10 protein-coding genes are annotated in these 12,449 nt (G+C 65.6%); 2 read left to right on the plus strand and 8 right to left on the minus strand.

Annotated features, from left to right (window positions below; genetic code table 11):
* Positions 1-443 precede the first annotated feature (443 nt).
* The 8 genes from FJ548_RS29090 to FJ548_RS29125 all read right to left on the minus strand — a co-directional run bounded on the left by FJ548_RS29090 (position 444) and on the right by FJ548_RS29125 (position 9,401).
* Positions 444-731: a GIY-YIG nuclease family protein gene (locus tag FJ548_RS29090; protein WP_140779701.1), complete on the minus strand. Its 288-nt coding sequence runs from the start codon at positions 729-731 to the stop codon at positions 444-446.
* Between the two features lie 115 nt (positions 732-846).
* Positions 847-3,345, minus strand: coding sequence for a DNA ligase D (gene ligD / locus FJ548_RS29095; protein ID WP_140779703.1), 2,499 nt, complete (start codon positions 3,343-3,345; stop codon positions 847-849).
* A 245-nt stretch (positions 3,346-3,590) separates the two neighbouring features.
* Positions 3,591-3,815 (minus strand): hypothetical protein, encoded by a 225-nt coding sequence (locus FJ548_RS29100; RefSeq protein WP_140611511.1) that lies wholly within the window; start codon positions 3,813-3,815, stop codon positions 3,591-3,593.
* A gap of 227 nt (positions 3,816-4,042) precedes the next feature.
* Entirely contained in the window at positions 4,043-4,351 is a 309-nt protein-coding gene (locus FJ548_RS29105) for an EthD family reductase (protein WP_140698783.1), read from the minus strand.
* Positions 4,352-4,430: 79 nt separating this feature from the next.
* Positions 4,431-5,624, minus strand: a complete 1,194-nt coding sequence (locus FJ548_RS29110; RefSeq protein ID WP_246678798.1) for a GNAT family N-acetyltransferase — start codon at positions 5,622-5,624, stop codon at positions 4,431-4,433.
* A gap of 58 nt (positions 5,625-5,682) precedes the next feature.
* Positions 5,683-6,909 (minus strand): GNAT family N-acetyltransferase, encoded by a 1,227-nt coding sequence (locus FJ548_RS29115; RefSeq protein ID WP_140779705.1) that lies wholly within the window; start codon positions 6,907-6,909, stop codon positions 5,683-5,685.
* A 9-nt stretch (positions 6,910-6,918) separates the two neighbouring features.
* Positions 6,919-8,223, minus strand: coding sequence for a hypothetical protein (locus FJ548_RS29120; protein ID WP_181168943.1), 1,305 nt, complete (start codon positions 8,221-8,223; stop codon positions 6,919-6,921).
* Positions 8,220-9,401, minus strand: coding sequence for a glycosyltransferase family 4 protein (locus tag FJ548_RS29125; protein ID WP_246678799.1), 1,182 nt, complete (start codon positions 9,399-9,401; stop codon positions 8,220-8,222). Before FJ548_RS29125 ends, FJ548_RS29120 begins: the two co-directional genes overlap by 4 nt.
* 423 nt (positions 9,402-9,824) lie before the next feature.
* Between FJ548_RS29125 and FJ548_RS29130 the strand changes: the two genes are divergently transcribed.
* Together FJ548_RS29130 and FJ548_RS29135 are read left to right on the plus strand one after the other, a co-directional pair.
* Entirely contained in the window at positions 9,825-10,994 is a 1,170-nt protein-coding gene (locus tag FJ548_RS29130) for a DUF1972 domain-containing protein (RefSeq protein WP_140698792.1), read from the plus strand.
* Positions 10,991-12,262, plus strand: a complete 1,272-nt coding sequence (locus FJ548_RS29135) for a cellulase family glycosylhydrolase (protein ID WP_140779706.1) — start codon at positions 10,991-10,993, stop codon at positions 12,260-12,262. The genes FJ548_RS29130 and FJ548_RS29135 overlap by 4 nt, the downstream gene beginning before the upstream one ends.
* The last annotated feature ends 187 nt before the right edge of the window (positions 12,263-12,449 follow it).

A 12,449-nucleotide genomic window follows, 5' to 3' on the forward strand; every position in this document is an offset into this window, starting at 1 on the left:
AATCTGGAAAAAAGAGCCCGAACGGTTCAGACTCGACCCGGTCCATCAAATGCCGGGACTAAACACCTAGGATCCATTCCGTAACCTGGAAGCGTTGCCACGGTTCGGGTGCCGTGCTGGTGCTATGGGAATTCCGCGCCGCCGCGCTCCCCGCCGACTGACACGGCATGGATCCTCGGGTCAAGCCCGAGGATGACGATCGGAGGGGCTTCAGGCGCGCTACCCACACCGTTGTCGATACCGTGCACGATAGAGCAAAGCGCCCCATCCCTTCGTCATCCTAGGGCGGAGCAAGGAGCGAAGCGACGCGCGCAGACCCTAGGATCCATGCCGGGACATCAGAACCACCGCGGCAGCGCAGAATCTGCAGCCGTCGGTTCCGCGAGCACGGTCACGGCATGGATCCTCGGTCGAGCCCGAGGATGACGAAGGGAATGCCCACGTTACCACCCAGTTCCGCGAAAGAGTTCGAACCAATCCGGATTGCCCTTCTCGATCAGCTCGATCTTCCATTGGCGAGGCCAGCGTTTCAGAGACTTCTCGCGCTGGATGGCATCGGTGATATCGAAATACTCTTCGTACCAGACCAGTCTTTGCACGCCGTATTGGCTGGTAAAGCGCGAACCCTGGCCGGACTTGTGCTCAGGCATTCGACGGCCAAGATCGTTGGTCACACCGATGTAGATCGTGCCACACTTCTGGCTCGCGGTCACGTAAACGTAGCCGGTCATGAGGCGACCTACTTGATGTTATTGCCGGTGGACATTCAGGCCGGTGGTATTCTGCGGCCAACGTCACGGCATGGATCCTAGGGTCTGCGCGCGTCGCTTCGCTCCTTGCTCCGCCCTAGGATGACGAAAGATGGGACGGCAAATCCCTGGCAAATTCATCGATCTCCGCCCAGGGATCCCCCGACGTCTCCAGCAAGCCCGGCAGCGACGAATAGTTCAGGTCCTGCGGCGCGTCGATCGCCTCCAGATCCGCCCAGCTCACCGGCGTCGAGGCCGGCAGGTTGGTGCGGGCGCGCAGCGAATAGGGCGCGGCGGAGGTGTGGCCGCGCGCATTGCGGTGGTAGTCGATGAAGATACGCTTCTTGCGGTTGTCCTTGCCCATGGTGGTGGTGAACGTGTCGGGCGCGGTGGCCGCCAGATGCGTTGATATCGCGCTGGTTGCCTGGTGCAGCTTCTTCCAGTTCTGCTTTTGCGTCACCGGTACGGTGATGTGGATGCCGCTGCCGCCGGAGGTTTTTGCAAAGGGCACCAGCCCCAGCCCCTCCAGCTCGCTTTTGATGTGCACGGCGGCCTCGACCACCTCGCGCCACGAAATCCCCTCGCCCGGATCGAGGTCGAGGACGATCTGGTCGGGCTTGTCGAGGCTGGTGCGGTGCGTGCCCCAGGTGTGGAACTCGACGACGCCGAACTGCGCCAGCGCCAGATAGCCTTTCGCGCCTTCGACCGAGAGGTAGGATTTGGTCTCGCCCTCGGAATTGGTCGCCTGGAACGTCACCACCGAGGGCGGCATGCCGGTGAAGGCGTGGCGCTGGAAGAAGCAGTCCTTGGGCAGTCCCGTCGGGCAGCGCACCAGCGACACCGGCCGGCCGAGGATATGCGGCAGCATGAAGTCGCCGACCAGCGCGTAATAGACGGCGATGTCGAGCTTGGTCGGCCCGGTCCTGCCGAACAGCCGCCGCGTCGGATTGGTCACCCAGATGGTGGCAAGGTCCGCCTCCGAAATCAGCCGTTTGCGCTTGGCCGAGACCGGCGTCGACAGGCCGACATCCCTGAGACCGCGAAACACGCCATGACGCAATGCATTGTCCGCCGTGCGGTTGGCATAATGGATGCGGGCCGAAAACAGCGGCTTCACCCAGTGCATCTCGCGCATGATCTCGCGCGGCACGCCCTCCGGCGCCGTCGCGCCGGCGGTGAGCGGCTCCAGCCGGGCCAGCAGGTCTGCCGCCGTCTCGGCGTCGAAGCCGGTGCCGACCTTGCCGCGATAATGCAGTTCGCCATCATCCCACTCGGCCATGCCAAGCGCGGCCAGCCCTTCCGCCGCTTCCGAGGTCGTGTAACCCGCGATGACGAAATCGCCCTTCTGCAGCGCCTTGGTCTTGGTCCAGCTCTTGGTGCGGCCGCTCTGGTAGATGGCCGTGGCGCGCTTGGAGACGACCCCTTCGAGGCCCAGATCGGAAGCCTGGTCATAGAGCCCCTGCCCCGAGCCTTCGACATGGTCGGAGAACTGGATGGCGGAATTGGCGCCGAGGCCGGTGAGCAGTTCGGCCAGCAGCGCCTTGCGCCGGATGAGCGGCGCCTTCGTCAAATCCCAGCCGTCGAGATGCAAGAGATCGAAGGCATAAAAATGCAGCTTGCTGCCGGCGCCCTCGGCCAGCGCGTCCTGCAGCAGCGCGAAACGGGAAATGCCTTTGCCATCGAGCACGACGATCTCGCCATCGATGATCGCCTCGCGGCACGGCAATCTGGCGAAGGCATGCGGCAGGTCGCCATAGCGCTTCGTCCAGTCGATGCCGCCACGCGTGATCAACCGCACCTCCCCGCCGGAGACATGCGCCATGGTGCGGTAGCCGTCGAACTTGATCTCGTGCAGCCAGAGCTCGTTCGTATTCTCGGCAAGGCTTTCGCCGCCTGGCGGCTTCGGCACCTGTGTCGCCAGTTGCGGCTCGATGCGACGGAGCGCCGGCGCCTTGACCGCGCCCGGCAGTGTGCCGGGCTTCAGCGAGCCCGGCTTCGGAGCGGACTTCGCCGCCGGCTTCGGCTGCGCCACCAGTTCCTCGATGCGCAGGCCGGATTTCACGCTCTCCGGCCGCGCCTCGAGGATGTCGAGCCTGGTGTCGGAAGCAAGGTCGCGCTCCTTGAACAGCAGCCAGTTCTTCTTGTTCTCATCCTCGCCGGCCCTGGGCTTCAGACGGGTCAGCATCCAGCCGCCATTGAGCTTTTCGCCGGCCAGCCGGAACTTGAAGGCGCCGGTCCTGAGGCTCTTCTCGACATCGTCCATCGGCGCCCATGTGCCGGTGTCCCAGACGATCATCGGGCCGCCGCCATATTCGCCCTCGGGGATGACGCCCTCGAAGTCGATATATTCGAGCGGATGGTCCTCGGTCTCGACCGCCAGCCTCTTGTCGGCCGGATTGAGCGAGGGTCCGCGCGGCACCGCCCAGCTCTTCAGCACATCGCCGACCTGCAGGCGCAGATCGTAATGGTCGGCGGTGGCGTTGTGCTTGTGCACGACGAAGCGGTTGCCTTCATCGAAGACAAGTCCGCCGGCGGGTTCGGGGGTTTTCGAGAATTCGCGCTTGGCGCGGTAGGGGTTGAGTTTGGCGGGGGACATTGGTCAGGAACCGAGGCGCACGGCAGCCGCCAACCGCCTCGTTGCTTCGCGTTCCGCAAACCTCGCGGTCGTCATCCTCGGGCTTGACCCGAGGATCCATGCCGTGACCCCTACCGTAGAGCGCAGCCGAGCGGAACCTGGACCGCAGCGGCGCATTGATGTCACGGCATGGATCCCAGGGTCTCCGCGACATCGCTTCGCTCCTGCTCCGCCCTGGGATGACGAAAGCGTGGAGGCCATGCAGCTCAATCGTCAGCAGCCGGCGTCAGTTCGAGTTCGGCCGGCGTCAACCCCTGCTGCAACTGGGCGAGCCGGAACTCGTCGACCCAGTAGGCCTCGCCGTCGACCAGCACGCGCGCCCGGTAGGCGCCGTCCGAAAAGCTCTGCGCGGTGATGTAGACCTTGTGGCGATCGAGCGCCTTGCGCACGGCGGCACGCTTGGCATTCTGGCCGGTGACGGGACTGAACATGACGCTGCCCTCGGTCGCCCTGACACGCAACATGGCCGCTCCCGCGGCCCGGCGACTGGGCTCAAGGATGACGGAGACGCGCTGTCCTGTCAATTTGGCGGGCCACGCCCTTCGGCGATTGACGACCCGCCGCTGTCAGGCGAGTTGCGAGGGGAGGAATTTTTCCAGGCTGTTGAAGGGGCTTCGCGCCTCGGCTTGAATCAAAACTTCAAGCAGGAATACCCGCCTCACACATCCTCGCTGTCGAAGATCAGCATATCGGCGCCGCCGGTCGCGAAGACCTGGAGATCGGCGGCGGTCGCCTGCCCTTCGGCGCTGGCGAATGCATTCTGGATGGCGGCCAGATCGTCGAACCGCAAGGTGGCGACCAGATGGACTTTCGCTGGCCCCGCTGGGGTCATCACCGGACCGCTGCTGATTTCGTAGCGCCGCAATCCCGGGATGGTCTTGGCCAGCGGAATGTGTTTTTCGCGGTAATAGGCATCGAACGCCGCAGGATCCGCGGGCGTGCCATACATCACCACCAGACTTGCCATCATTGCCTCCCCGAAGCCGTTGCTCTTTCGGCAGCGTGATGGTTTGCGGGGAGCTCGTCAATCCGTGTTGGCGGGAACCTCAGTTCTTCAACCGCCGCAGCCGGCGCATCACGCCCTGCACGGCCTTGAACAGTCCCGGCCTGGAGCGCACGAAAAGCTCGGTCTTTCCGCGCAGCTTGATATAGGCGGTCGCGCCCCTGCCCCGCAGCGTCATCGCCTCGCACAACTCGGCCAGCACCGCGCTCGAAGCGCCGATATGCTGCTTGTACCCCTGGCTGCCGACCGACAGGTCGAAATAGTCGAGCCCCCGGGCGCGCGCCCACATCATCAGCTTGCCGATCGTCGTCAGGCCTGGCGGGGTGTTGGCCACCGCGTCCTGGTCGATCCCCAGCAGAAGCGCGTGCAAAGTGTGCTTCATGATCAGCACGTAGATCACGGCGAGATAGGCTTCCCCGACACGCAGCCCGAACAGCCGCACCGAGCCGTCGGACAGACCTTGCAGGGCGGCGTCGCGGTAGAACGCGACGACCGGCGCCTGCGTCAGCAGGTCGAAACGCCCGAGCTCGCGGAAGCGGTTGAGCCTGAGCTCCAGCAGTGTCGCGAACTGCTTCTCCACCATATCCGGCGTCCGGGCTTCGACCAGATCGAGCTTGCCCATCTGTTCGAAACGGCGGCAGTGCTTGTGGAAATTCTTGGCGTAGGACGATTTGCAGATGCGCTTGATCAGCGTCTCCGGCTCGCCATCCATGGCCAGGCCCGAGGCGATCTGGATGGAGTCGCGCGACGCAGAAAGCAGCGCCAGCGGATTGGCGACGCCGTGAATCCGTTGCGGGATCCCCGCGACATGGATGCGGTCCGCCGGCGGCAGCACGGCGCGGACCGCCGCCCAGGCGGCGGCAGCGCTCTGTTGGGTCCAAGGTGTCGCATCGGCCAGCAGCGGCGCCGAATAATCACAGACTCCGCAGCTCAGCCATTCGATCACATGATGGCCCAGCGCCCGGCGCCGCATCAGCGGCAGCAGCATGGCCGGCGCGCCCGTGGCGGCGTCGTTGACCTCGACGACGAGCAGGTCGGCACTTTTGGGCATCAGCCGTCTGGCGATCCCTTCCACCCAGGCAAAGGCCTGGTGGCCGGTGCACAAACCATTCGCCTCGAGGCGCAGCCACAGCGGCTTTACGCTGTCGAGGCTGATGTGCAGCCGCGCCGTATAGCGCGCGGAGGTGCCGGTGCCGGCGGCAACCAGCGAAACCGGCACGTCGGGTCTATCAGTCATCGCAGCCGCTCGCATTGCCTGGCCTGCCACATGCTTCGCCTGTCGTTCTGGCCCGCCCTCAGCTTCCTCCACGCAAGCGCCGCAAACCCCGCATCGTTCCCTGGACCGCCTTGAGCAGCTGTGGGTTGGCGCGCACGAAAGCCTCGGCCCGGTTGCGGAACTCGATGGCGTTGCTGGCCACACTGCCCCGCATCGTGAACCCGTGGCGGAGTTCGGCCAGGACCGAACCCGTGGCGCCCATATGTTGCTTGTAGCTCTGGTTGCCGACCGACAGGTCGAAATAGCCGAGCCCCTGTTCGCGCGCCCAGCTCATCAACCTGCCCATGATTGCAAGTCCCGGTGAGACATTGGGCACGACGCTCTGGTCCATCGCAATCAGGAGCGCATGAACGGTCCCTTGATGGACCAGCAGATATTGGACCGCGATCAGGGCCTCGCCGACGCGCAGGCCGAAAAGCCGCACCGAACCGTCCGACAGGGCCCGAATGGCTGCGTTCCGGTAGAAATCGACAATCGGCTTCTGCGTCAACAGGTCGAAGCGGCCAAGCTCGCGAAAGCGGTCGAGCCGCATCCGGACCAGCTCGCCGAAAATATGCTCCACCTGGGCCGGTGTATCGGCCTCGACCAGCTCCAGGCCGCCGAGCCGTTCGAGGCGGCGCCAGTCCTTGCCGAATTCCTTGACGAAGGATGGCCTGCAAAGGCGCTTGAGGACGGTTCCCGGGTCGCCGTCGATGGCAAGACCGAAGGTGGTCTGGATGGAATCGCGCGTGGCCGGCAGCAAGGCCAGCGGATTGTCGACGCCGTGGATCCGTTGCGGAATTCCCGTGATATGGAAGCGGTCCGCCGACGGCAGCGCGGAGCGCACCGCCGCCCACGCGGCCTCGGCCGATTGCCTGGTCCACGGGCTCGCATCCGCCAGCAGCGGCGCCGAATAGTCGCAGACGCCGCAGCTCAACCATTCGATCACCCAATGGTGGAAAGAGCGCCGCCGCATCAGGGGCACCAGCATCCTGGGCACTCCCGTCGCGGCGTCCCTCACCTCCACGATGAGCGGTTCGGCACCTTTCGACATCAGCCGCGCGATGATCTCCTCGGCCCACGCATAATGCTGGTGGGCGGTGCACACGCCGTCTGCCTGGAAACGCAGCCAGAGCGGCCTGACCGTTTCGAGGCTGGTGTGCAATCGTGCCGTATAGGTGTCGCTCGCGGCTATCGCGACGGGAGGAGAGACCTGCCCGTCGGGCGTGTCGGTCAACTCAGCAATTCGCACTGCCTGGCCTGCCACATCCCTCTCCTATCGTTTTGCCGCGGCGAACGTGACCGCCCGCCGCCGCCACGAACCCGGCAGACTGTCGTGCTGCTGGTCCGGATGCTCGATGTTCCACATGCGGTGATGCACGAAATACCATGATGCCGCGAGCACGAAGGTCTCGGAGACCGCCGAACCCAGCAGCGCCCAGGGTGGAGAGGCGATCGCCAGCAGGATCGCGATCAGCGCCAACCCGACGATCGCGCCGCCCATCGTGATGAAGGCGACGATCCGGAAATCGCCGAGGATTTCGAGGACGATGCGGGGCATGATGTAAAGCATGATCGGGACGAAATTCGCGATCACGAAAAGCCCGATGAACCCGACCGAGGCATCCTGGAGAGCCTGGGATTTCACCATCGGCAGGACGAACATGACAGCGCATCCATAGACCAGGCCGCCCAGCCCCATGACGAGCGACCAGATCTTGGCGTGCGCCCAGACACGGCCTGTTTCATTGTGCTGCATGAGCTTGGCCAGCTCCGGCTGCGTCATGTTCACGAAGGCAAGGCTGATGATGCGCAGCGGCGCAAAGAACACCAGCACTGCCGCCAGCGGTGCATAGGCGGCAGGCCCGGCAATGCCCGCGACCAGCAGCGCCAGGCATTGTCCCTGGATGTTGGTGGTGGTCGCGCTGAAGGCCGACCAGCACAGCTGGCGCCAGAGCCTGGCATAGCGCCGCCGCGTCGGCATGCGGAAGCTGATGCGAAGCGTGCGGCGTGCCAGCCGGACCAGGACGAGGATACCAACCAGATTTGCCGCGGTAAGCGCGTAGAACGTGGCCTGCAGCCCATCCTTTGCAAACCAGATCGTCAGCCCGGCCAGCACGGTGCCGGAGATTGTGAAGGCGGCATCGCTGATGGAGACGATCACCTGCAGGCGGCGCGCGAAGAATGCCGTGCGCATGTGGCTGCGCAGCGACCAGGCGCCGACGAAGCAGCCGGCGGCGATGCCGCTTGGATCGCCCAGCAGATGCATCAGGACAGCCGTGCCTATCGCCATCAGCAATGCCACGACCAGCGCCGCCGTTCCGAAGGCCACGTCATGGGCGTCGACGCCGGCGCTGTTGGTGCTCTTGCCCATCCATATCGAGGCCGGAACGGCGGTCAGCGACCTGATATAGGACAGGCCGACCCCGCCCATCACCATCGCGATGGCGAAAAGGCCGTAGCCTTGCGCCGACAGCAGATGCAGCAGCATGATGTTGAGGGCAAAGTGAAAGCCGCTCTGCATCGCCTCGCCGCCGATCATCAGCACGAGCCGCCGCACCAGATGGCCAGGAAATTTCACGGCCGTGTCTCCGCCTGGCGGGCGGTTGCCGCCCTGGCCGGCCTTGCCATGGCCGCTTTCAATTTGTCGGCGGCGATGGCGGTGATCGCGGCCGCGGCGACCGGCTCGCTGAAGACCGCCTCGTAGCGCTTGCGCCCGGCGGCGACAAAACCGCGCCAGGTTTCGGGCCGCAGGACGATCTCCTGCAATTTCGCGGCAAGGGCGGCTGCGTCGCCAGGCGGAACGTGCCAGCCGGTCTCGCTGTCGGCGACCACTTCGACCAGCCCGCCGATCGCCGACACCAGCGGCGGGCGGCCATGGGCCATCGCCTCAATGGCGACGCGGCCGAGCGATTCCGGGCGCCGCGACGGCACGGTGACGATGTCGGCCCAGCGATAATGCTCGGACGGGTCCGGTATGAACGGCAACACGCTGACCCGCTCGGTGAGCCCCATGCCGCCGACCAGTTCGGCGAGCGCACACTCGCGCTCGACGCTTTCAAAGGCGCCGCCGACCAGCCGCACCTCGATCCTCGACTTCAGCTCCGCCGGCAGTGAGGCGATCGCTTCCAGCAGCACTTCCTGGCCCTTGATCCTGTTGACACGGCCAAGCAGCAGTACGCGCAGCGGGCGCTTGCCGTCATAGGTCAGCGCTTCGGCCGCCGCCGGACCGGCAACGCCATTATAGACGACATGGGAGCGCGCGGATCCGGGATCGCCGAACGCGGCGCGCGTCGCCTTCGAGTTGAAGATGAGATCGGCATGGCTCCAATGCATCAACCCGACGAGGATCCGGCGCAGCACGCCTTCGGGAATTTCGTGGATGTGCAGCAATGCCTTGTGCGGGAGAAGACGCGAGGCCAGCGCATAGTCGGCGACGATCGAAGTGTTGACGTAGACGAGGTCACAATCGCGCAGGCGTCGCCATGCCCGCCACACCGCGACCGGCAGCCGCGCCATCTCGATTGTGGCGAGGCGCGCCATGGCCTGGCGCCTCAGCACCCAGAGCGGCTCGAAGACGATGCGGCTGGCGTGAGGTTCCAGGATCTTTACGATCGGCCCGCTGCGCGGCAGGACCACCTCGATGTCAGCGGACGGAAACGCGGCGCGCAACGCGGCGACGCTCTCCGCGAAGCTGCGGTCGGAGCCATAGAGCTCATAGCCCTGATGGACGCATGCAATCCGCATATTCCCAAGCATCTTTCTGCCAGGGGAAGTTTGACGATCCCCGCCGCCTGACCGTACAGGCGACTGGAAATCTCAAGCCCAACACCCCTTTGGACTTTCACTGGTTGCCGGTATGGCCATGAAGCGGATGTCGAATCCGGATCACCACACCAATTCTGCACGTCCTCCGCCGATTCTGACGCACAGAAATCCCTGAGCAAGGATCATGCCGGGCCTGATTTCTCCGTCTGGTGGTCGCCAGGGCCGGCAATGCCTCGTTTCGATACACATACGTGCGGAAAGTTGACCGATAGTGAAACAACGCGGGCGTCCGGAAGAAATATTTTACAACCCGGGTGCAATAATCGCGGGGTCGGAGCTGGCAGGCATGTTGCATGGCCAGCTTTTGAGATCAGGCAGCACCGCGGATCGAGCGGACTTGAAAGCGTCACGGCCATGAAATCGGAAAAGCCCTCCATCCTGATCCTGGGAACGCGCGGCATCCCCGCGGCCCATGGCGGCTTCGAAACCTTCGCCGAGAAGCTGGCGCTTTTTCTTGTCGGACGCGGCTGGAAGGTCGGAGTCTATTGTCAGGACGAGGTTGCACGGGTCGACCAGAGGGTGCGCGTCGCAAGCTGGAACGGCATCGACCTCATCCACATCCAGGTCGCCTCGAAAGGCCCACGCGCGACGCTGGAGTTCGACTGGCAATGCGTGCTCGACGCCGCCCGGCGGCCCGGCGTCTGCCTCGTGCTTGGCTATAATGGCGCGGTCTTCCTGACCTGGCTCAGGCTGATGCGGCGCAAGATCATCACCAACATGGACGGCATCGAGTGGCGCCGGCCCAAATGGGGTGCTGCGGCGCGCACATGGTTCTGGCTCAACGAGTGGCTCGGCGCCTGGGCCTCGCACCGCCTGGTCGCCGACCATCCTGTGATCGCGGATCATCTGGCAACGCGCCGGCCGCGCAGCGCCATCGCCACCATCGCCTATGGCGCCGATCCGGTGACAGCGGCACCGGAGGCGCCGGTGCGCGCGCTCGGCCTCGAGCCCGGCAAATACCTGATCTCGATCGCTCGCATCGAGCCCGACAACAACATCCTGCCCATCGTCGAGGCCTTCTGCAGCCAGAAGCGCGACATGAAGCTGGTGGTGCTGGGCACGCTTTCCGATGCCATTCCCTACCATGTCGCCGTCCGCCAGGCGGCGAACGCCTCGGTCGTCCTGCCGGGCGCCATCTACGACCAGGCCACGGTGAAGGCGCTCAGGTTCCACGCCCGCGCCTATCTGCATGGCCACACGGTCGGCGGCACCAACCCGTCGCTGGTCGAGGCGCTGGCCGCCGGCAACATGGTGATCGCCCACGACAACCCCTACAACAGATGGACCGCCGGCACCGCGGCCATCCACTTCACGGACACGCAAAGCTGCGCCGAGCGGATGCGCCAGGCGATGGAGGATGACGCCCTGGCCAAAGCCTGCGGCGAGGCCGCCAGGACGCGCGCCCGCGAAGCCTTCCGCTGGGAGGATGTCCTGCTTGCCTACGAGAATGAAGCCTACCGGCTTCTCGGCGCGACCGCGGCGCGGCCGGCCGCGATCGAGCGCCCCTCGCCCGGCGCCGTATGACGGACTGGTCGCGGCGGCGGCTTCTGCGCACCGCGCTCTCGACGGCGCTGGTGCCCGCCGCGCTGGCGCCGCTCGCGCCGGTACCGCCCGCTTTTGCTACAGGCGGCGAGTGGCGTCTCCGCCGCGGCGTCAATGCCTGGCCCTGGTTCGCGCTGATGCGCGAATTCCCGGCGCCACGCACCGACTATGACTGGCCGCCCTTCCAGTCGCAGCGGCCGGTGCCGACACCGGACGACCTCCACCGGCTGCGCGAGACCGGGCTCGACTTCATCCGCCTGCCCGTCGATCCCGGCCCGTTCCTGGCGGCCGACGCAGCCACGCGCGGCAAGCTGCTGGACATGCTGGACGCGGCCGTCGCCGCCGCGCTCGACGCCGGTCTCGGCATCATCGTCAACGTCCAGGCCAATGGCGCCACCCATTACTGGAACCCCGACCGCATGGTCTCGAGCACCGCCGCGCCCGAATTCGAAGCCTATCGCGGATTGGTCGGCGAACTGGCCGGCAGGCTGGAACGGTTCCAGCCGGGCATGGTGGCGCTGGAGCCGGTCAACGAGCCGCCGCAATCCTGCGATTCCAACGTCTGGTCGCAGGTCCAGGCAGCCCTTCTGACGACGGCCAGAGCGTCGTCCCATGGCTTGCCGCTGGTCGTCACCGGAGGCTGCGGCTCGATGGTGGGCGGGCTGGCAGCACTCGATCCGGCGCCGCTGGCCGCCTTCGAGCCGATCCTGTTCACCTTTCACTTCTACGAACCCTATCTGTTCAGCCACCAGGGCGCGCCCTGGATGCGCGAACCTGTCTACCGCGCGCTCAACAACGTGCCGTGGCCGGCATCCGCCGGCTCGCTCGAGCGGACGCTGGCCTCCGTCAGGGCGCGCATGGCCAAGGATACCGAGACCACGGACGAGGCCAAGAAAGCCGCCTATGCGCAAACCGAGCGCGTGCTGAAGGTCTATTTCGACGCCCGGCCCGGCCGCTGGTTCATCGACAAATATCTGAGCCAGGCGCGCGACTGGGCCGATAGCCACGGCATCGCGCCGGAACGCGTCATCATGGGCGAATTCGGCGCGTTGCGCACCGACGCCCGCTACACCGCCGCGCCCGACCCCGACCGCGCCCGCTACATTTCCGATGTCAGGCAAAGCGCCGAATCGTTCGGCTTCCCCTGGGCCTTCTGGGACCTCTTCGACGGCATGGGCATGATGGACGACACCACACGGGCGCTGGATCCGGCGATGGTCGACGCGCTTGGGTTGAGGATGGCGGAGTAGACGGCAGCCCCCCGCGCTTCGTCATCCTAGGGCGTAGCAAGGAGCGAAACGACGCGGCGGTGGTCGAGGCCCAGGGGTTGAGGATGGCGCGGTAGACGGCAGCCCCCCGCGCTTCGTCATCCTAGGGCGTAGCAAGGAGCGAAGCGACGCGGCGCAGACCCTAGGTGTTTGATCCCGAGCTTTAATG

The sequence above is a fragment of the Mesorhizobium sp. B2-4-17 genome (assembly GCF_006441275.1).
Taxonomy (GTDB): domain Bacteria; phylum Pseudomonadota; class Alphaproteobacteria; order Rhizobiales; family Rhizobiaceae; genus Mesorhizobium.

What these genes read in the sequence shown, in the direction of transcription:
- FJ548_RS29090 (WP_140779701.1), bottom strand. Translation starts at nt 731, where the DNA reads ATGACCGGCTACGTTTACGTGACCGCGAGCCAGAAGTGTGGCACGATC.
- FJ548_RS29125 (WP_246678799.1), bottom strand. Translation starts at nt 9,401, where the DNA reads ATGCTTGGGAATATGCGGATTGCATGCGTCCATCAGGGCTATGAGCTC.
- FJ548_RS29100 (WP_140611511.1), bottom strand. Translation starts at nt 3,815, where the DNA reads ATGTTCAGTCCCGTCACCGGCCAGAATGCCAAGCGTGCCGCCGTGCGC.
- FJ548_RS29105 (WP_140698783.1), bottom strand. Translation starts at nt 4,351, where the DNA reads ATGGCAAGTCTGGTGGTGATGTATGGCACGCCCGCGGATCCTGCGGCG.
- FJ548_RS29135 (WP_140779706.1), top strand. Translation starts at nt 10,991, where the DNA reads ATGACGGACTGGTCGCGGCGGCGGCTTCTGCGCACCGCGCTCTCGACG.
- ligD (WP_140779703.1), bottom strand. Translation starts at nt 3,345, where the DNA reads ATGTCCCCCGCCAAACTCAACCCCTACCGCGCCAAGCGCGAATTCTCG.
- FJ548_RS29130 (WP_140698792.1), top strand. Translation starts at nt 9,825, where the DNA reads ATGAAATCGGAAAAGCCCTCCATCCTGATCCTGGGAACGCGCGGCATC.
- FJ548_RS29110 (WP_246678798.1), bottom strand. Translation starts at nt 5,624, where the DNA reads ATGACTGATAGACCCGACGTGCCGGTTTCGCTGGTTGCCGCCGGCACC.